The 21,165-nt window shown below is 49.4% G+C and carries 16 protein-coding genes; 5 read left to right on the top strand and 11 right to left on the bottom strand.

All coding sequences use genetic code 11. From position 1 onward, the window contains the following. Positions 1-17 precede the first annotated feature (17 nt). Positions 18-2,348 (bottom strand): DUF1963 domain-containing protein, encoded by a 2,331-nt coding sequence (locus F566_RS0115050; RefSeq protein ID WP_020407832.1) that lies wholly within the window; start codon positions 2,346-2,348, stop codon positions 18-20. Between the two features lie 263 nt (positions 2,349-2,611). On the opposite strand from F566_RS0115050, the gene F566_RS0115055 reads away from it, so the two are divergent. Next, positions 2,612-2,881 carry a hypothetical protein gene (locus F566_RS0115055; RefSeq protein WP_020407833.1) on the top strand — a complete coding sequence of 90 codons (270 nt, stop codon included), beginning with the start codon at positions 2,612-2,614 and terminating at the stop codon, positions 2,879-2,881. A 93-nt stretch (positions 2,882-2,974) separates the two neighbouring features. On the opposite strand, the gene F566_RS0115060 is transcribed toward F566_RS0115055, so the two are convergent. After that, the gene (locus tag F566_RS0115060; RefSeq protein WP_020407834.1) at positions 2,975-4,192 is read right to left on the bottom strand and encodes a tetratricopeptide repeat protein; all 1,218 of its coding nucleotides are present in this window, start codon (positions 4,190-4,192) and stop codon (positions 2,975-2,977) included. Between the two features lie 287 nt (positions 4,193-4,479). Next, on the bottom strand, positions 4,480-5,379 hold the full coding sequence (locus F566_RS0115065) for a DMT family transporter (RefSeq protein ID WP_020407835.1): 900 nt from the start codon (positions 5,377-5,379) through the stop codon (positions 4,480-4,482). Positions 5,380-5,829: 450 nt separating this feature from the next. Here F566_RS0115065 and F566_RS0115070 point away from each other — a divergent pair, with 450 nt between their 5' ends. Then, positions 5,830-6,582 carry a substrate-binding periplasmic protein gene (locus tag F566_RS0115070; protein WP_020407836.1) on the top strand — a complete coding sequence of 251 codons (753 nt, stop codon included), beginning with the start codon at positions 5,830-5,832 and terminating at the stop codon, positions 6,580-6,582. A gap of 63 nt (positions 6,583-6,645) precedes the next feature. On the opposite strand, the gene F566_RS0115075 is transcribed toward F566_RS0115070, so the two are convergent. From F566_RS0115075 to F566_RS0115110, 8 genes are all read right to left on the bottom strand, one after another. Further along, entirely contained in the window at positions 6,646-7,674 is a 1,029-nt protein-coding gene (locus tag F566_RS0115075) for an isopenicillin N synthase family dioxygenase (RefSeq protein ID WP_020407837.1), read from the bottom strand. 109 nt (positions 7,675-7,783) lie between these two features. After that, positions 7,784-8,785, bottom strand: a complete 1,002-nt coding sequence (locus tag F566_RS0115080) for a GlxA family transcriptional regulator (protein ID WP_020407838.1) — start codon at positions 8,783-8,785, stop codon at positions 7,784-7,786. Positions 8,786-8,954: 169 nt separating this feature from the next. Then, a complete protein-coding gene (locus tag F566_RS0115085; protein WP_020407839.1) occupies positions 8,955-10,199 on the bottom strand; it encodes a M24 family metallopeptidase in 1,245 nt (414 codons plus the stop codon). Positions 10,200-10,303: 104 nt separating this feature from the next. Next, the gene (locus F566_RS33020; protein ID WP_020407840.1) at positions 10,304-11,461 is read right to left on the bottom strand and encodes a GlxA family transcriptional regulator; all 1,158 of its coding nucleotides are present in this window, start codon (positions 11,459-11,461) and stop codon (positions 10,304-10,306) included. 108 nt (positions 11,462-11,569) lie between these two features. Next, on the bottom strand, positions 11,570-13,054 hold the full coding sequence (locus tag F566_RS0115095; protein WP_020407841.1) for an NAD(P)/FAD-dependent oxidoreductase: 1,485 nt from the start codon (positions 13,052-13,054) through the stop codon (positions 11,570-11,572). Between the two features lie 14 nt (positions 13,055-13,068). Continuing rightward, positions 13,069-14,586 (bottom strand): aldehyde dehydrogenase, encoded by a 1,518-nt coding sequence (locus F566_RS0115100; RefSeq protein ID WP_020407842.1) that lies wholly within the window; start codon positions 14,584-14,586, stop codon positions 13,069-13,071. Positions 14,587-14,588: 2 nt separating this feature from the next. Further along, a complete protein-coding gene (locus F566_RS0115105) occupies positions 14,589-15,509 on the bottom strand; it encodes a dihydrodipicolinate synthase family protein (RefSeq protein WP_020407843.1) in 921 nt (306 codons plus the stop codon). A gap of 393 nt (positions 15,510-15,902) precedes the next feature. Then, the gene (locus F566_RS0115110; protein ID WP_020407844.1) at positions 15,903-16,853 is read right to left on the bottom strand and encodes a LysR family transcriptional regulator; all 951 of its coding nucleotides are present in this window, start codon (positions 16,851-16,853) and stop codon (positions 15,903-15,905) included. Between the two features lie 349 nt (positions 16,854-17,202). On the opposite strand from F566_RS0115110, the gene F566_RS0115115 reads away from it, so the two are divergent. The 3 genes from F566_RS0115115 to proW all read left to right on the top strand — a co-directional run bounded on the left by F566_RS0115115 (position 17,203) and on the right by proW (position 21,156). Then, positions 17,203-18,417, top strand: a complete 1,215-nt coding sequence (locus tag F566_RS0115115) for an aromatic ring-hydroxylating oxygenase subunit alpha (RefSeq protein WP_020407845.1) — start codon at positions 17,203-17,205, stop codon at positions 18,415-18,417. A gap of 515 nt (positions 18,418-18,932) precedes the next feature. After that, positions 18,933-20,108, top strand: a complete 1,176-nt coding sequence (gene proV / locus F566_RS0115120) for a glycine betaine/L-proline ABC transporter ATP-binding protein ProV (protein WP_020407846.1) — start codon at positions 18,933-18,935, stop codon at positions 20,106-20,108. Positions 20,109-20,217: 109 nt separating this feature from the next. After that, positions 20,218-21,156 (top strand): glycine betaine/L-proline ABC transporter permease ProW, encoded by a 939-nt coding sequence (gene proW, locus F566_RS0115125; protein ID WP_020407847.1) that lies wholly within the window; start codon positions 20,218-20,220, stop codon positions 21,154-21,156. Positions 21,157-21,165 lie beyond the last annotated feature (9 nt).

A 21,165-nucleotide genomic window follows, 5' to 3' on the forward strand; every position in this document is an offset into this window, starting at 1 on the left:
TTTATGTGGAGGGCGATTTAACCGCCTTCCATGGTGACAGTGACCTTGTCGAAACGTCGGTTTTTCAGGTCATCTTTGCTGATCCAATATTGAACAGCGCCAACATCAGCAAACATCCAGGACATTGGGCCATCCGTGTACAATTGAAGCAATAACACTTTATCGATGTTTTCTTCTGCCGCATTCTGTACGTTAACGCCATAACCAAACATTTGATGCCTGTGGAAAGTGCTGTTAGGCGCCAGTCCTTCGAACCATCTCAGGAAATCATCTTTTTCGGCCGTGTTCAGCAGGGCTCTGTTAGACTGCTCCAGGTCAAGGCAGCGGGAGGTTGCTTCCAATGCAGAACCTTCTACCTCATACAGCAAGAAGTTCCAGATTTTGTAGGCTACGTCCCGCTCAGCTTTATCTTTATTATCTTTAGAATGCCAGACTTCTAAACTTTTCAGGAAAATATCAGATGACCATTTTATGATAGACCGACGTTCATTTTCTGTTAATGGGGTAAATGGTCCTTTTTGCTTAGCTTTAAGGACCATCTTTTCACAGCCTTCCAGGAACTTTTTCTTTAACGGTACATCTGGAAGTGCGGCAAAATAGCCCCTTGTAGGGCAAAAATATCTCGCTTTGCTTAACCACAGCCCGACGTGAAGCCAGGATTGCGGCCACCGTTCAAACAAAGGGGAAACTCCCGGTTCGCGGTCACTGATAATAATATCCTTGGTTATCACGTCAGGATCCATCAGTCTTGCAGACCTGAATTCCATATCTGAAAAGCGTTTTTGAGCGGATTCTTCGCCGTGTATTTTGCTCAAGGCGTGAAGGAGGTTGCTAGCCTCTTGTTCGCGTACAGATTTATTCAAGTCATCATAATTTTCCCTTCCGATCTCAAACATGTAATGACAATAAACACTATATGGGGATCTGATGTCGTTGAAGGGCTCGGTACAGACCTCAAACTTAGGGAATAATCTGGCGGGAAATATGGTATGTGATGAATCACCACTGTAAGTATAAGTCTGCTCGCCATAGTACGACTCCCGACCAATGATGGAGGAGGGCTCACCGAGAGGTTCGACCGGTTGCATTTCCTCTAAATGATCATTGATATAGAAGACTGACTGAGTCGTGCTGTCATCGCCTTCATAGACGTTTTCATCCAGGAAAAAATACAGGATACCTCCGGTTGGCATGCCCTCAAAATTCGCTAAATGCGGATCTCTTAAATCAATCTGAGCTAAGAATTGCATGCATTGCTGCTTGCCATAAACATCGCTTTTCGGCCACTTGAAACCTTTGGGTGCGATAGGTTTGCCACCAAAATAAGTCAGGGAATCTGTTGAGTTATAGGTTTTTGATAGCAGTAAAGCTGGCCGGGAGTGCTTTTCAACGTATTTTTCAAACCCGAAGTATTCTTCGATTCCAAGTTCTGCTTTGCTGAAATTCAGGTTTACAAGGTTTGGATGCTCTGACTTCTTCCCTGATACCCTAACTAGGTTCACGTGCTCCAAACCCAGTGTCTTTAAGCCTGAATCGGCGAAGTATATCCAGGCAACTCTGTCCCCGTAGACCAGTATTTCACCAACTCCCCATATTTTCCTATAGGGGTATATGACTCTGTCGCCTTTTTTAAGCTTCTCGGTTGATCTATCAGCAGTATGGTTGTTTATAAGTTTGTTCAGAATACGGTTAGTGACGCTGTTTGGATAATAGTCGAATAAATGGTCAAACTCCCGTTTTGAGATATTCAAATTAGAGCTTGTGGCGATTTCTCTGAGTCTGCTAAGTGTTAACAGTCGGTTTGTTGTATCTCTGTTCCTGATATTAAATGCCAGTTTCGAAAAATAATTAGCCGCCTCATGATGACCCTTCCTGATTTGCAGAATATTTCTGATTGCTTCGTGAGCGAGAGTATTACCACCATATCCTCGGCTATAACTTGGAAACAATAGAGATGGGATTATCGACTGATCAAGATGTCTCGGGTGGTTTCTCTTCAGGTTTATAAAACGACAAAATCGCAATACAAGAACCGTGAAACTGGCCATCCCCAATATAGTCATGGCGGATAGTTGAATGGTATCTATGGGTTCGTTGGCAGTGTATTTATTGATGAAATGAAGAATGGTAAATGGAGGTATCCATAGTAGGTATTGTTTGATTCCGTCAACGAATGCCATGAGGATCACAAAGACCGTAAAAATGATCGAGGCGATCATCACACCGGCAAGGAGGTTTGCTTCAGGCAGTGAAAAGTAAAACGTAATAAGAGAGATAACCAAACCAGTCGTGATCCATAGCCTGGTTTGGTTTAATTTTGCCTGATTGTCGAGAATTCTTTTGATCATTAAATTATCAATTAGCTAAATCTGTGGGGGGGGAAGGGATAGCCTAAGAAACCAATGGAAAAGGGGAGAATAGGTATATCGACGGTATTTATGTCTTGCTTCCGGCCAACGTTGCCCGGCGTCCCTCAAAACGAAACGCTTTATAACCTTAACAGAGCAGGCGATCAACAACCTGGTGCCGGTTTTTTGCGGTGAAAGACGGAATGGGCTGAATCAAAACAGGTTTCTGATCTGATGATTGCTGTTCGAACGACAGGGTTCAAGTGAATGAAGTTAGGACCTTTGAAAAGCTGGCAAAGAGCTCAGAAGTATTTCGTGCAGGAAAAGGGGCCAAAAAAAATGAGAGTATAGAGATGCATATAAACTGCGAGTGTAGTGAGAAAATTTACGATATTTCCGATGGCCACCAGGATAAAGACCGGTGGCTTCCGGACAAGAGATGGGACGACTTTATTGGCGCACTGGAAAATCTTTCAAAAATGAAAGACAACACAGATACAGAAAGAGATCGCGCATTGCACGATCATACTTAATGAGTTTCGGTTTCGAGCTATGTATCAATACCGAAATTGCGGAACGTTCTACATCGGTAGGCAAGCTGGCCCACACTTAAGGTCGGAGTTTTTTCATCCTGTACAATGATCCTGCAGTACTTTTCTCGGCTCTGGCCTAGTGCAAAGGCGATCAATGGCAAATCGTCCGGTATCCAGTCCCAAGTCCCACAATCGCAGATACCACTTGTAGGATTCCTCAAAATTTACGTCGACAACCATTCCCTGTTCATAGGCATGTGCAATCCAGGATATCGCACTTAGATGATCTTGTTGGGCGGCATCCAGCATAATCTGGAAAGCTTTCATGGGAGCTTTTTCAGTGTAACGCCCGGCGTAGTAATACTTAGCAACTACGTACATTGATTCGAGATGACCCAGGTCTGCCGCTCTTTTGTAATATTCGAATGCCTTGAATTTGTCCTGGGTAATTGAACGGCCGATTTCATACAGAAGACCCAGTTCAAATAGTGCTGAGGTATTTTTTGCTGAGGCAGCCTTTTCCAGCCAATACAGGGATTCTTTTGGACTATCGTCAGCAATCGCCAACCCGTAGGTATATGCTGAATCATTGTGATTCTGGTGAGCGGCTTTTAGTAGATAGGTTTTAGCTTTGGTTGAGTCCTCTATGACGATCAGACCCTGATGATAAAGCCTGCCCAGCAGATAGTGACCTATGACCTCATCGTTTTCGACCATTTGTTGAACTTGTTTGTAAGAGTACGTTTGTCCGTCGTATCTGATAAGCCCAATAGCCGCAAGAGAAGCCTCCTCGAAGTCAGCTAGAACCATATCCCGGTTGTAACCTTTGATCACGCTGCAATAAGTACCTTCGGAGTAACGAATCCAAATAGTGTCAGAATCCATATCGTCAGCAGGGTGGACGAAGTGCTTGTCCATGGAACAGGCGCCGGTAAAGCGGAAAGACCGTTCCTTGTTACGTGAGAATTGAAATATTTGTCGGAATTTACGGCCTCCAATTTCAATTGTACCTTCTGAGTGGTTATCAATATCTGAGCCGACCAGATTTTTCCAATCTACTGAGTTATGACGGACCTTGGCGACAGAGAGAACACGATTTCCGCCAGACTTCGTATTTCCCAAATAAACATCTGGTAGTGAATGGCCAGGTAATTGTGGAATCTCTTTGAGATTCCAGTCGAGTTGAAATTTAAAATCAGAGCCATCCATATGGTAGTAGTGACGCTTATCCAGGGACCCGACATTAGTGTTGACTGCCTGGCATCCTGTTATCAACAACACCAGAAAGATGGTTATGGAGAGTTTTATCATTATTGGCTGGGCATCGTATTATTAAAAGGAAGGCCACTTGAAATGCTATACATATCCAAAAGCTGTTGAGCTTTTCAAAATAAAATTAAGGACTCAATTTATGCCATCTATTTCTTTGGTGCAGCTCAATAGTTGCTAAGAAACAGGTTTGCACTAAGCTGCGTCGTCTATCTTACCGCCAGGGAGGTACGAAATGCATACTAACTTAAGAGTTCTGGCCATAGGAAACTAAGTCAATCATAAATCGACATGAATGGACGTTTCCTACGGCCCGAAAAGTCACAATTTCAGGCGGGAGCTGACCCCGCAGGCACTTGCTGCCGACTTGAATACACACTTAATCCCGTCACGGTTATCAGGATCAGCGCCATACCCGCAATCTGTGAGATGACCAGGCTTTGGTTCAATACGACAAACCCGAATAGCGAGGCGGTGACAGGCTCAACCATAGCGACAACCGAGGCGATGGCCGGGGCAGTCTTGTTCAGGCCGATGATATAGAGGATGAATGAGAATCCTGCCCCTAATACTCCCAGTGCAGCGAACAGAGGCCAGCTTGGTGAGGTCAGGGCGGACACCATCTGATCAGTATCGCTTGGCCAGATGAGGACGAATAGAAGAACCGCGAATGCAATTGCCAGAATTGCCTGAGGGCTTCCGTGGGGCGCCGCATATTTAAAACCGAATATAAATACGGCATAAGACACTCCCGCAAGCAGCCCGGCGACAATGCCAAGCAGAGTGACGCTGCCCGCACTGACATCGTAAATACGTGTGAGTAGAACCACGCCCAAAACCACCATGGCCATGGCCATCCACTTTACGAGAGTGGGTTTTTCCAGTTTGAGTATAAAGGAGACGAGATAGACAAATACCGGTGCGCTGTACATCAACGTTGCTGCCACGGCGACACTGCCTTCCGAGATGCTGACAAAATAGAATGCGAAGTTTCCTGCCACTCCTAAACTCGCTACAGCAGACCAGAACCATAATGCCCGGCTTCTCAATCCGCTACCGCTGGAGCGCGCGACTAACCAGATGAGGACAAACACCAGGCCAATGGCTCCCCGGTAAAAAGATACGACATATGGATCCCACCCGTCAGCCATCAGAATCCCGCCGATACCGCCTGACAATCCCCAGAAGAGTGCTGCCAGCACCACGAAGGCAATGCTTGTACCTTTCATTTCATCTCCTTTCAAGGAAATAGATGTAACGGTTTGGAGAGCAACTTGAGCTTGGGATACAGGCACGTACTTAAGGCAACATCTGTTTGATCAGAACAATCAGTTGGCGGTAGTTTTTGCTGCCGAATCTTTCTCATATGACCTCCAAAAGGAAGACCATTAAAGAGCGGGCATTGACGACCCAAATGAGGGATAAGGGGCCAAGCCTGACTACAATGGGCGGATTATTACTTGGTCATGGGATGGCTGACAATTGACCAGTAATTTTTTGTCGTTTTTTGTACAGAATCAGGCCAAACAGGTCTCACTTGGATAGGTGGAGGAACTTCCTGGCCAGCAATTTTTCACCGCACACGGGTTCTTAGTTTCAGTTCTGCTCAGGACATTTTTCAAAAAAGTGTCATACTGTTCAGAAGTGAGGAGGGCTAAGAGCCTTCAGGAGGGCTCAGTATGCGTGGTTTTGTACTTTGGCTAATGGTTGGGATTCTGACCCTGCATTCTTCGCGATCGTTTTCCGAAACAGTGGCACTGGCGACCGTGGACTGGGCGCCTTATTATGCGGAAAGCCTGTCAGAGCAAGGGTTTATTACAGCAATCGTCAGAGAGGCGTTTAAGCGGGAAGATTATCAGCTTGAAGTGACCTTTCTACCCTGGAAGCGAGCCTTGGAAATGGCCCGTAGCGGCAAATATGACGGTTTATTGGGGGCTTACTACAACGAAGATCGGGCCAGATCCTTCTATTACAGTCATCCGATAGGGAAGGCTGAAGAAGTCTTTATCCAGAATGCCGGGCGGAATATCCACTATACCTCCCTTGATGATCTTAAGAGCTATATCATCGCTACTTTGCGCGGAGGTGCACAAGCCGGTGACTTAAGAGCTGCGGGCTTTGATGTTGTGGTGAATAATGATGATATCTCCAGCCTGAAGATGCTTGAAAAGTTTCGGGTGGACCTGGTGGTTATGAGCCGTCAGAAATTTCTGTTTCAAATTCAGAATGAACCGGCCTTGCAAGGCCTCCAGGGCGCGTTCGAAGTGGTATTGCCTCCTTTCAAAACCTATGAACTTTTCGTCACCATTTCCCATAATAGAGAAAAGGGCTCCGAGCTGATTGAACGCTTTAACCAGGGGCTTTTGAGCATTCAGTCAGACGGAACCGAAACCGAGATTCTGAAACGGTTCGGGCAATATACCGGGCAATAGGTTATTTACGGCTTGCCCTTTGATTGAGCCCCTTTTCTGACTTCTGTCAGTTGGATACGGCTTTTAACTCTCACCACTTGCCTTAATCTTTTTCCTCCCACTGCTGTCCAGTTCCTGCAGGTGGGTATAGCTATCCAGAAATCGGCGATATTTGTGTTGTCCGCAGGTATAACGAATGTATTTGGCAGGATTATCCTCAGTGATACAGCATTCCAGAGGCTCCACGACAGCATCAAAATCCATATCCATGAAAAACGGGAGTGAATATCGTTCTTTTCCGCTTATATTTATCACCCGATGCAGGGTTGAGATATAACGGTCATTGGTGAAGGTCTGTACGAGATCTCCGATATTCACGATAAAGCTGTCTTTTACCGGTGGCGCACTGACCCATTCGCCGTTGCGATTTTTAACCTGCAGTCCGCCCACTTCATCCTGCGCCAGAATGGTCAGAAAACCATAGTCGGTATGCTCGCCGATACCTATCTCATTGCGATTGATATCGCCCGATTGAGGCGGATAGTGGAGAAGTCGCTGTATTGAGATCGGGTGCCGCTGGCGTTGATAAAAGAAGTCATTCGGCAGACCCAGGCTCAAGGCAATAGCGCCGATCAGATGATGGGCCAGCGTCACCATGGCCTGATGATATTGCTCCATCACTTCTTTGAACTCGGGGAGACCCTCCGGCATCAGATTCGGTCCGAAAAACGGGGAAACTTCGTTTTCATGTGCCGCGTAATCGAAACATTCTTTAAAGTCCCTGGTGTGTTTCGGATCGACATTTTCCCCATACATTGGAATATAACCGCGTAGAGTAGGACCGCTGTTGACGATATTCAGCCGTTGCTTCTCTTCCAGGGGCAGGGCAAAAAATTGTTCTGTCAGGTTCCTGACTTTCGCGATCAGATTACCGTCAATGCCATGGTTGATGATATAGAGGAATCCGATATCCTCGCAGATTTTACCTATCCGTTCTGCGACTCCTTCAGGGTCCGTACCGTCCAACAGTGGACCGATGTCGATTATGGGGATTTCGTTGAATGAAATTTCTTTCGCATTCAGATAGCCGTGTAGATTTGTTGTTAGACCCATCGACTGCCTCTTGGTCAAGTAGATTAAGTGGAACGTTTGTTTGTGAGGCTAAGTATCCGGGAGTGGGCCGATCTCCAGATATAACAGAAGCGAAGAGTTTTAGTACTTTTCAGACGTTTCTGTCAGAAACTCTGAAGGATGATGGACTGACATTGAATTGTTGCCTGAAACATCTGGCCAGATAACTTTGCGACGTAAAGCCGGCAGCCTGTGCAACGGCTGCCATGGACAGAGAGGTTTCTTCAATCAGTTTTCTGGCAAATTCCAGGCGTAGTTTGAGGTAATATTTGTTTGGTGAGGTGTTGAGATGCTTGCGGAAGGCGATTTCCAGTCGCCGGGTGGTGGAGCCAATCCTGTTGGCGAGCTGTTCGATACTGTAGGGATGCTCAATATTGTTTTCCATGATCTCAATGGCAGCGCCAAGCGTGGCCGACTTCATGCGAAGCCTGAGATACTTGTGACTGGCCTGGATTTCCTCATGGCTGCGGACCCGGTCCAGCTGAAACCGTTCAGATACCTGGAAGGCAAAGTCGCGGCCATAGTCTTTACCAATGATGTACAACATCAGATCCAGTGCCGTGGCTCCGCCTCCGCAGGTAAAGATGCGTCCAGAAATGGAATACAGGTTTTCCTGGAGCGGTATCTGGGGATAGAGTTCCCGAAATACAGAAGCCTGTTCAGCCGTCACAGTACAGCTCAGGCCTGACAGCAGTCCTGCTCTGGCAAGCAGAAAACTGCCACTGGATAGTGAGATCAGGCGGCTGCCCTGTTTGTAGTGCTTTGTCAGAATTTTGAACAGATGCGGGTCGTTATGGAGAGGCGCATTCTGGTAGGCGCACAGACAAATGATATCGGCGTTTTCAATTTCCCGGAAATTCCCGGATGTTTTGACCGGTACATTATTGGAGCTGTGCACCTCTCCCTGCGCCTTAAGGTCTGTTGTGTTGTTGGTCCCCGCATAGATTCGGTAATCATACAACTCCGCATTGCCGAGAAGATTCGCCACACTGAGCGCTTCCACTGCCAGAGAGAAAGAGGTCAGCGCAAAGCCGGGAATCAGAATAATCGCGACTTTCTGGGGACCAAGGGGCGGATTCTGCGACTCTGTCATAAGGTGGACCGGGACCTCTTATCTGCTTCCTCTGCGCATATTCTCTTGTAGCCAGCAGCTGTGTCTGTGACTTTCACAACAGATTCCGTGCAGTCAGGCCTCTTACCACTCGCACTTGGATGCCTGATCGGGCCATTATCTGGCAAACTGACGGAAAAGATACCTGCAATCAAAACCAATGCTGCTCAAATGGAGTTTTACTCAAGGGCCGGCAGCCATCCCTGGTGATCACCACCATCTCTTCAAGCTTCACACCTTCAATGCCGCCTTCCTCCCCTATATAGCTTTCTACGCAGACCACCATATTTTCCTGAAGCCGACCGTCGAAGCCATTCCGGTCCCAGTCACTGAGATGACAGAGATATGGGTATTCATCGGCCATACCGACACCGTGAATCGTACAACCGTATTTGTTCTTATGGTAGTGCTTTGGAATGGGCCATGCCTGGCGGGTAAAGTCTTCGAAAGTGCGGTCTGCGCGAATGAGACTGATATTATGCTGGATCTGTTCGTAGGCCTGTTGATATAAATGACGTTGGCTTGCCGTCGGCGTTGTGTGTCCGACCGTCCAGGTTCGGGAAATGTCGGCGCAATAGCCGTAGGGGCCGATCATGTCGGTATCAAATGCCATCATATCGCCTTTTTCCATAACCCGGTGACCGCATTCCTGCATCCAGGGATTGGTGCGCGGACCACTGCTCAGTAACCTGGTCTCGATCCATTCGCCGCCATGGCGGATATTCTCAAAATGCAGATAAGCCCAAAGTTCCCGCTCTGTCATTCCAGGAGTCATTTCCCGGTACATTCGAGCGATGGCTTTGTCGCACACCTCCACTGTCCATTGAATCAGTGACAGCTCTTCTTGTGATTTGATGGCACGGGCAGTTTCCATCAGCGACTGGCCGCTGGTGATCCGGATGCCTTGTTGCTGAAGCTGAAATACACCCACCGGTTCCAGCTTATCGACCGCCAGTATTTCGTTTGCCAGGCCCAGATCCTGAAGGGTCTCGGACAGGTCCTGCGCCCAAAGGACGACTTTCTCCCCGGCACGATCACCAGCGCCAAAATAAGTCCAGTCGATGGCAGTACGAATATCATCAATCGTAGGCAAATGTTCAACGAGGTGGCTACAGTTATGGAACTCCCACAAGATGACGGGACCGTCAGCTACGACCAGGAGATATCGGCAGGGCGTATGGGTGGTCCAGATCGTCATATTGCTGGCATCCGTGGCATAACGGATGTTGACCGGATCGTAAAGTAGAATGGCGGTGGTACCTGAGGATCTCAATTGTTGGCGAACCCGCTCAAGCCGGTAGTGTCGCACTTTGTTTTCGGTTGCCGGGGACACCGGATTCTGCAATGGTACGTTCTGACCGGAGGTATTGAGGTAATAACTTTTATCGTGATGCATTTTCCGTGTGTCCTGTCATCCCCGTAGGTTCGGATCGTTAAAGGAATTTAAAAAAAGCCCCGGGGATCCTGGGGCAAAGAATACCCAACCGAGAGGATTGGGGGTCAGACTGCGGTTTCCACCGGAATTCTGGCGTCATTGAAGCTGAGTCTGGGGTAATTCTGTTCATGAGGTTGTTCACTCAGTTCCAGCAGATATTTCTTGCGAACCTCGGCCGGAGAGATGCCGAACATCTGTTTAAACCTGCGACTGAAGTGTGACGGGCTGGTAAAGCCACTTGCCATACCCACCATGGTGATTGAGTAATTGCTGTGCATCAGCAGTTGTCTTGCGTGTTCCAGTCGTACCTGAATGTAATAATTGCAGGGAGAAGTATTCAGATATTTCTGAAACTGTCTCTGTATTTTTCGTTTACAGGTATGACAGTAGGCCACCAGTTCATCAAGGGTCAGCGGTTCTTCGATATTGCTGTGCATGAGTTGAATCATGGTCTTCAGGGATTCGGGCAATAACGAACGATCATCGCGGCTTTCAAGAGCGGGCTCAATCTCCGGAAGACAGTCGGAAAGGAGGATGCGGGTGATTTCCCTGGAAACTCTGGAATTAAGGTTCTTTTTTATTACGTAGAGCAGCATGTCAATGGCACTGTTAGGACCAGAGCAGGTCATAATTTGCTCGTCAATCTGAAAACCTCGTCCGGAAGTTTTAATATCCTTGAACCTTTCCGCCATAAAACTGAGGCTACTGGGGTGAAGAGCAATGACGCCGCTGCCTGTCACGCCGGCATAGGCGAGTGCAATGACCCCATTCCACAGGCCTCCCAGAATCTTACCCTGCCATTTGGCCATCCGCAGTTTTTTGGACAATAGGGGTTGTTCCGTCAGGCTTGAACGATATCCTCCGCACACCAGAATCATATCGAGACTTTCGGTATGCAGATCCCGAAGATTGCCATCCGTTGAAACGGTGACACCCAGATCACAGGTAACATCCGTGGAGGCCACACCATAGCTGGTGATCTCAAATAGCGGGTCTCCGGTCACCAGGTTTGCGGTTACCAGAGTGTCGATAGCGGCAGTGTAGGTAACCATTGAAAAATGGTTGAAGAGAATAAAGCCGACTTTTTTGGCTCGCGGGCTGGATGATCCCCGGCCTTGTTTTGTCAGGCTGTTTTGTAAAGACGCATTACCCGGCTGCCCTGTATTCAGGCGTGCTGCAGATGAGTGAACGCTCTTGTCTATGTGAAAGGCCAGGGTGTTCATGGTTACCTCCGGGTTGCCACTTGCAGGCAGGAAAGTTATCCAATGCCCCAGGTGACTTGATCTTTGTTATTGTTAAAGACTCTCTGATTGTCCGTGCAGAGTTCAGACTCAAAGCTCAACGCCTGCCAGCCACTCCTTGAATTGCATTGTTGCATTGGCGCCGAGAGAGAGAAATGGCTCCGGCGGCAGCAGGCTGGGTTTGTCATAAGCCATAAAGGCATCCAGCATCGGGGATTTCTGACCCGTAGCTAGTTCGGCTGCCATCAGCCCGGACATGGTGCCCTTGACGGTCCCCAAACCGTTCTGGCAGGCCGCTGAGATCACGCCGGGCTCCACTTCGCCAAAAGCAGGTACCGAATTCAAGGTGAGGCAAAGACGGCCTCCCCACCGATACTCCATAGGAACACCATCAAGCATGGGAAACCGGGCCTTGAACGATTGGTCATGATATTTGCTGAAAGACCACAGGCGTTTTTCAGAAACTTCCATGGACTGATTCAGGGTAAAGTGATTGCGGATAGTAATTCGGTCACCGCTGCCACTGTACTCTGAAGTACGGCGCACTGTAGTGCCCATCGGGTCTGCCGGCAGCAGCCCCCAGTCTTTCTCACCACCTAGTTGTTGACACTCTGCAGACGTTAACGCTCTGGTCATGGATGCGTAGGTGAACACATGCATGAGCGTCCGTTTAAAGTAACCGAAAGACTGAACGTGGCCGTTAACCGCCAGGATGACCTTGGGCGCTGTTACTCCCCCTCGGGGCGTTTTCACAATCGTTACCGCATTGTCGGTGGTCACCATTTCCACTACCGGGCTGTTCTCATAGATGCTGACGGAGGGTAACAAGTCTTCGGCCAATCGTCGCACATAGGCTGCCGGTTGAATCATCGCTGCACCAGCGGTGTACAAACCACCCAGGTAATAGTCGGTACCGGTTAGTCGCTTCATTTCCTTCTGATCCAGCAGACGGTATTCCTCACCCAATGCGTCCAGATGCTTGATGTAGCTGGCGATATGCTTTTGGCCTCTGGCAGAAGCTGCTCCTGTGTATTTGCCGCAGGCATCAAAGACCTGCTTTGGCATATCCAGCTCAGCGGCGATATCACGGACATACTGAATCGCAGTGCGGTTGAACCTAATTTGCCGGATGTCCTGATCCCGTCCGCCTGCATAAGTTTTCGAGTTCAGGTCATGGGGCAGATCAATCATGAAGCCACTGTTTCTGCCAGCTGGTCCCTGGGCCAGTCGTCGGGCTTCAAGCAGCACGATTCTGGCTCCCGGAGCCAGTTGCGTCAGGCGCTTGGCGGCTGCGAGCCCCGTCATTCCGCCACCGACGATCAGGTAATCGGCCGTAATATTGTGTTCCAGTTCCGGATAGGGCCGGGCCGGGCCAATGATTTGGTTCCAGGCGGCAGGTCCCGGATCCCGGGGAACCTTATTAACCTGTACCGTTTTGATGATACCTGCCGGTTTCCTGTGCGTGGACGGCGACCCATGGTGAGCCGGTCGGTCCTTGTTGAACAGGCTATCCGCTCCGGCCTGTCGGTTAAAGCTGGAAGACGGGGGAGCGGTCTCTGAATGACGGCTTTTCACTGCGACTCCGGAATTTACTCAGCGTTGGCCTGATCTTCTTTGTCAGAGAGATCAATCCAGATGGTTTTCAGTTCGGTGTACTGGTCGTGGGCATGGATAGAGTTGTCCCTGCCACCGAAACCGGATTGCTTATAACCTCCAAACGGAGTGGTGATATTACCTTCACCAAAACAGTTGACGGTAACTGTACCGGCGCGGATGGCCTGGGCCGCACGAATAGCCCGTTTGGCATTTGCGGTAAAAACAGACGCGGCCAAACCGTAGTCGGAGTTATTGGCCACAGTGAGTGCTTCGTCGTAGCTGTTGACGGGAATCACTGACAGTACCGGCCCGAAAATCTCTTCCTGAGCCAGGCGGTCATCAGGGGATACATCATCAAAAATTGTTGGTTCCACGTAAATACCGTCGATGGTACTGCCACCGAGAATGACTGTATGCTGCTGACTTTTCCCATGATCGATATAGCTGGCCACTTTCTGGAAGTGGTTCTCATCAATCAGGGCGCCAAGATGGTTGGCTGGGTCCAGAGGATCGCCGGTGCGCCACTCTCTGGAGTGGGCAACGATTCGTTCAAGCAACTCCGCTTTGATGGCAGAATGAACTATCAGGCGGGATCCGGCGGAACAGTTTTCCCCCATATTCCAGAAAGCCGCTGCCACCACCTGGGAGGCGACGTAATCCAGATCCTCGGCATCCTCCAGCACGATGCAGGGATTTTTGCCACCACACTCAAGTACCACTTTTTTAAGGTTGGAGTCGGCGGCGTAATGAAGAAATCGTCGACCGGTCTGGGTGGAGCCAGTGAAGGTCACCATATCCACATCAGCGTGCAGACCCAAGGGCTCTCCGACATTAGGACCGGTGCCGGTCAGCACGTTCAGCACCCCATGAGGTAAACCGGCTTCCACGGCCAGCTCTGCCACTCGCAATGCCGTCAGGGACGTCTGCTCCGCGGGTTTGATAATCATGCTGCACCCTGCCGCCAGGGCAGGGGCAATTTTCCAGGCCAGCATCAGCAGCGGGAAATTCCATGGCAATACAGCTCCGACCACACCGATGGGCTCTCTCACCACCATGGCGACAGCCCCATCCCCCACGGGAGCCGTCTGATCGTAGATTTTGTCGATCGCTTCGGCGTGCCATTTAAGGGTATGGATGACTTCGGGAATATCAATGAGTTCACAATCCCGGATGGGTTTTCCTGAATCCAGGCTTTCCAGCACGGCAAGCTCTCTGGCGTTGCGGGATATCAGCTTGCAAAGACGAATCAGAACATCTTTTCGACATTCCGGTGATTGAGTTCTCCAGCGACCGTCTTCAAAGGCTTCTCTAGCCCTGGATACAGCAAAATCCACATCTTCAGCGTTGCACGCGGCAATTTCTGTCAGTACGGCTTTACTGGCAGGGTTGATGGTTGGCAGAGTTTCTCCTGTAACCGACGGACGAAAACCGCCGTCCACAAAGCTGTTAGAGGGGAAATCCAGGTTTTCGGCGATGGCAAGATATTCATGGTGAGTCAATAAATCTGACATGTTTACTCCCCTTTTCCTGAGTCTTCTGCGAGGATATTGGCAATGGTTGTTTTAACGGTTCTGACCACCTGCTCAAGAGACCGTTTTTCATCTTTGGTCAGCCCGTGCAGAGGTCTTCGGGTGAGGGCGGCCGGGTAGCCTTGCATCGAGACTCCATACTTGACGCACTGAATGAATTTTCCGCCCTGTTCCAGTACACGCATCAGGGGCATCATGGCGGACATGATTCGGCGTCCCTTGGTAAAGTTTCCTTCCACGGCACAGGCTTCATATAAGGCAATATGCTCTTGAGGAAGGAAGTTGGAGCCGGCACAGACCCATCCTGAAGCGCCCCAGGCAAAATACTCAAGGGCCTGGTCATCCATACCGCAAGTCAGTTGAATATGCGGATAATCCCGGGCCAGCAGGTGCAGCCGGTTGATGTCGCCAGAACTCTCCTTGATGGCTTGAAAATTCGATGAGCGACCCACGCGATCGAGAAACTCCGCTCCCATCATGACGCCCATTCTGTCCGGGTAGTTGTAGAGCATGACGGGAAGATTGGCTGCCCGGTCGACGGTAAGCGCATGTATGGCAAGTTCCCGTTCAGTCGGCAATGAATAGGGAGGTGTGGCAACCAGAATGGCGTCAGCTTCCAGTTTGGCGGCCGCCTCGGCAAGTCTGACGGAAGCGATGGGATCCAGGGCTCCGGTACCAAAGATAACAGGTGTCTTTCCTTGGGTCCGCTCCATGGTTCGTTGTAAAAGATTCAGGCGTTCCTGTTCTGACTCCACATAGTACTCGCCCGTTGTGCCTCCTACGACAATACCCTGGACTCCAGACCCAACCAGGTAGTCAACGATCTGGTCGAACAGCTCATAATTGATGGAATAGTCATCATTGAAAGGTGTAATTATCGGCGTGAAGATTCCATCGAATCGCATTTATACCACCTGCACTACGTTTGTTGTTTAACGATGATAAATACCGGCTACTTGATGTCGCCATTGGCTGTCTTCTTCTCAGCCTGCACATGGTTACCGGCGAATATCGGTTGAAAGTGTGTCGAGTCATTTAAAGAGTATCTTGGAAGAGTGACGGACCACAGCGATATTTAGTCCGCAAAAAACATAACGAGAGGTTATTGATTCGAATGACAGGAACGTCTCTATGGGTGTGATCAGCAAAAGTCGACAGGCCGCTGAAAGCGGCAGACGCGCGTCCGGAGAGTGCATCTCCAGCAAACGGCAGCCGGTAAATCAGTGGAGATGTCTTGCCTGGAAGCTGAGAAATGTTAAGGATTTCATGAACTCAGTAGGCAGAGGGGAATCAAAGAATCAGGTAAAGGATAAGAGCCAATTCTTAAAGTGATTGAAATCCTCGTTGTTCTCCTTGGTATTGGCATAGGTCAGATAATGGACTTTCTCTTTAAACACCACCTCTTCGCTGACGGGCCTGACTAACTGTCCTGATTCCACCAGAGGATCCACCAGGTGATGCCAGCCCAGGGATATGCCCTGATGATTCAAGACCATCTGAATCAGCATGTTGTAATCATTGGCATTAAACTGATGGATCTGGGGGGCTCTCTGCTTATCAAGTTCGATGTCCTGAAACGCAAACCAGACACTCCAGTCCACATGTTCCGCGATCTGTCCACGGCCATAAGGGCTGAGATTCAGTAGAACCCCCTTGGTCAATCCGTCCAGAGTGGCAATTTCCGGGTGGTGTCTCAGATATTCGGGAGAACACACCGGATAGATGACGTCATGGAACAGGGTGATGGAGGAGTAGCCATCAGGCGATTCTGTGACTTTATTGATATAGATATCCGGGTAAACCCCCGGCTCCATATGCAGGAAGTTTTCTGTGGTCACCACATTGATATCAATGTCCGGATGAGCTGCGAAGAATCCTGGTAGGCGCCGTGATAGCCAAAGTGCAGAGAATGCGGGAGAGCAACAGATTGTAAGAACCCGGCGACTGGCTTTCTGGGCATGAATGCGGTCCGCAGCCTGCGCAATGTTCACAAAAGACAGGTAAGCCGCATCATAGAAAGTGGTACCGGCTTCAGTGAGTTCAACCGCACGGCCAGACCTTTTAAACAACTCAACACCCAATGAGGCTTCCAGTTCCCGAATCTGGCGACTGATGGCAGCCTGAGTAACGCAGAGTGCTTCGGCAGCTCTGGTAAAGCTCTGGTACTTGGCCGCTGCCACAAACGACTTTACCGCTCTCAGAGAGGGCATTTTCAGCAGGATTTTGTCCGGCTCTACCTGTTTAACCATAAGTTTTCCGTATTACCAATTCTGGCGTTATAGATTGTGGCGGCACTTGTCGAGTCTGCGTTCTGGGGCACAGACAGATCTAAGCCATGGGGACAGATTATCCTGAATGCATAACCTGCGGTTGTCCATACTAGCCAGAAAAAGTCACTTTCTGGCCAGCCAAATAGATTCTAGACTTTAGCAAATAACGTTTTTAGACGTGAAATAGTTTTATGGTCGGTCATCAGCAGCTCACAACACCGTCAAACTCAAGCTAAATCTGATGAGAATGTCATAACCGGCTTATTTCAGAATAAAAAGGAATCGATAGAACGCAATTTAAAACAATACGATAAGAGGTGTAAGTTTTATGTCCGAATTCTCTAAAACGCTGGAGCTCATAAATTCCAGAATGCCGCGGCAGGCGTTATCCGGGAAGCTTTATCACGATGTCGACGTGTATCAGGATGATCTGGAGCAGATATGGCATAAGAACTGGATATTTGCCGGACATACATTCGAGATAGAAAAACCAGGGCAGTACCTGTCGTTGCAAGTGGGAAAGTACCCGGTCATTGTGGTGAGAGATCAGAACAATATAGTGCGGGCATTCCATAACTCCTGTCGACACCGCGGATCCAGAATCTGCTCGGCGGAAAAGGGGAAAGTGGCCAAACTGGTCTGCCCATATCATCAGTGGACGTTTGATCTGGATGGCAAGCTGCTGTTTGCCGCCAATATGGGTGACAGTTTCAAAAGTGACGAACATGGCCTGATACCGGTTCACTGCCAGGTGGTGGAAACTTATGTCTACATCTGTGTGGCTGAGTCACCTCCGGACTTTAACCAGTTTCGCGACGCTGTAACCCCCTTTATCAGCCCCCACAATCTCCGTGATTGCAAAGTCGCCTATGAATCCAACCTGGTGGAAAAAGGGAACTGGAAGCTGGTCTTCGAGAATAACCGGGAATGCTATCACTGCAACGGCAATCACCCGGAGCTGCTCAATTCTTTTGTTGAGAATCTGTCAGTGGCTGGCGTGGCGGGAGCTGTCGATCCTGAATTGCAGGACCATTGGAACAAATGCGAGGCAGGCGGGTTACCAAGCCATATGGTGATGGATAAAGACGGACAATACCGGATGACCCGCATTCCGCTTTCCAAGGGGGCGGTCAGCTATACCATGAATGGTAAGGCGGCGGTCAACCATCGACTTGATAAGTCCGGGGTGGATAACATCGGGGCGTTGCTGTATTTCCACTACCCATCCACCTGGAATCATTTTCTGGGCGATTTCGCGGTAACTTTCAGGGTATTACCGCTTGGTGTCGACAGTACGCTGGTGACGACCAAGTGGCTGATACACAAGGATGCACAAGAAGGCAAGGATTACGATCTGGACCACCTGACCAAGGTGTGGCCGGCGACCAATGATCAGGACAGGCGGCTGGTAGAGGAATCCTATATCGGGGTGGGGTCACCGGCCTATACGCCGGGATATTTCTCCGAAGTCGCCGAAAATGGTGTCTGCCAGTTTGTTGACTGGTATTGCGAAACCATGAAAAAGCAGGTGAAAGGCGGATAATCAATCTCGCATCAGGTTCTGTGCATATATTTTTTAGAAACTGCTGACAGAACCTGGTAGTCAGCTTTTCTCTTTTCTCTTTTCTCTTTTCCTTCTTTTCGCCATCAGCGATGTGAATTCTGTGTTCATTCAGCGAACTGTGGCGTTCCGGTTGAATAACTTGTGCTTATCATCTGCGACGGTCAGTCAACTGCCATGTCGACCTTTTCCGTCTGGGGTCTCGGAGAGGTTTTCGGGCCATGTTCAGAAGATGGTTGTCTTGTTTTTAGTGCTTTTATCGACCTGTTTTTATCATTTTTATCATAACTATTCGTTATGAATTGACGCCACCAAATGTCGTTGGACGGTTTTTCGTTGTTTCAATAGAGTGAATTAAAGCTGTAGAGGAGATCAGACGTCACATACAAAAGACCGATGAAACTCCCTTCTCATCGCTGCATGCTCTCATAAAGACATGTTCAGTCGGGTACGAGCGCAAGAATAACGCAAGAACAAAGACAATAACCGAGGGTGTCATGACAGACTCCAACGAAATTCTTAGTATCCGGAACCTGTACAAGGTTTTCGGCGATAAACCGGAAGAGGCCATGCAGATGCTGAAAGATGGCCTGCACAAGGACGAAATCTTCGAAAAAAACCATCAGACCGTTGGTGTCATGGATGCTTCTTTTTCAGTAAAGAAAGGCGAGATCTTTGTCATCATGGGGCTTTCCGGTTCTGGAAAATCCACGCTGGTCAGACTGCTGAACCGTCTTATAGAGCCCACCTCAGATACCATCGAGCTTAACGGAAAGGATATCACCAGCCTGGCTGACCAGGATCTGCTGGAAGTCCGCCGCAAGGAAATGAGCATGGTATTCCAGTCATTTGCCCTCATGCCGCATATGACGGTTTTGAGGAATGCGGCATTTGGTCTTGAAATCGCCGGTACTCCGGTAAAGGAACGCGAGAGCAGGGCAATGGCCGCACTTGAGCAGGTCGGGCTGGGGGAACATGCCTCAAGCTTTCCCCATCAACTCTCCGGCGGCATGCAGCAGCGGGTTGGACTGGCGCGGGCACTGACCAGTAATCCAACCATTCTGTTAATGGATGAAGCCTTCTCTGCCCTCGATCCCCTGATCCGTACAGAAATGCAGGAAGAGCTGATCAAGCTGCAGCGGGAACAGCAACGGACGATTGTTTTCATCTCCCATGATCTGGATGAAGCCATTCATATCGGTGACAGGATCGCGATCATGGAAGGGGGGCGCATCGTTCAGGTCGGCAAACCCGTCGATATTCTCCTGAACCCCGCCGATGATTATGTTCGTTCATTCTTCAAAGGTGTGGATGTGTCGAAAGTGCTGAAGGCTGGTGACATTGCGGCACCAGATCCCTCCAGCATTGTGCGTCTTAACGGTCGAATTCAGATGCCCAATAATCCCGCCAATCATGAATACGGGTATCTGGTGGACGAAAATGGCTGCCTGAAAGGTGTACTTGAGCTTACCAGGATGGGCAGCAGCCCCAACCCGGATGCATTGGAAGACGCTCAGTGCGCCGGTTACCAGTCGATAGAAAGTGGCAGATCCCTTAACGAGCTTCTGGGTATCGTGGCGAAGAATCCTTATCCGGTACCTGTTGTTGATGCTGCAGGTGTCTTCAAAGGGGCGATCTCTAAAAGTCAGTTGCTACAGACGCTCAGCAGGTAACCCCCTTAATCAAGGAACTAAATACGGCAACGGTAATACCGGCCGTTATCAGTAACACCGGTGGTTATCGAACCTGATATTGACAAGACATAGATAGAAGGCAAAGCCCATGTCAGACTTCAATCTTCTAGATCCCTTCCAGTTCCTGAGTATCCCTTTGGGAGACTGGGTTGAAAGTGCCCTGAATTATCTGGTGCAGAACTTTCGCGATTTCTTCCGGGCCATTCGCTGGCCAATAGATCAGGTCCTCTCGGGTATCGATTCCGCCCTACATGCAATGCCTCCCATGGTGATCATTGTTCTGGTCTCCCTGTTCGGATGGCAGATTGCCGGTCGCAGGATGGGGATATTCTGTGCAGTGGTTATGTTCTGTCTGGGTCTGATCGGCGTCTGGTCAGAATCCATGACAACACTGTCCCTGGTACTGACGTCTGTATTTTTCTGCGTAATTTTCGGCGTTCCCCTGGGTATTGTTTGTGCTAGAAGTGACAAAGTGGAAAGGATGGTTCGTCCTTTACTGGATGCGATGCAGACACTGCCGGCTTTTGTATATCTGGTTCCTGTCGTCATGCTGTTCGGTATCGGCGACGTACCAGGGGTTCTGGTCACCATTGTCTTTGCACTTCCACCTCTGGTGAGGCTGACCAATCTCGGTATCAGACAAGTACCTGAAGACAAGATAGAAGCCAGCAGAGCCTTTGGGGCCACCCCGAAACAAATGCTCTACAAAGTGCAGTTACCTCTGGCGACGCCCACCATTATGGCGGGAATGAATCAAACCCTGATGCTCTCGCTGTCGATGGTGGTCATTGCCTCCATGATCTCTGTGGCGGGACTGGGTCAGATGGTTTTGAGAGGTATCGGGCGTCTGGATATGGGATTGGCCACAGTAGGTGGTGTCGGACTGGTATTGCTGGCGATCCTGCTTGATCGTCTGACCCAGGCCATGGGGCAACGTTCTGAAGCCGGTATCACTTGTCATTGGTATGAAACAGGACCCGTTGGATTTTTCTATTCTTTGTTCCGTAAGGCGGCTAACAGCCGCTGACCGGAGCAG

The sequence above is a fragment of the Hahella ganghwensis DSM 17046 genome (assembly GCF_000376785.1).
Lineage (GTDB): Bacteria > Pseudomonadota > Gammaproteobacteria > Pseudomonadales > Oleiphilaceae > Hahella > Hahella ganghwensis.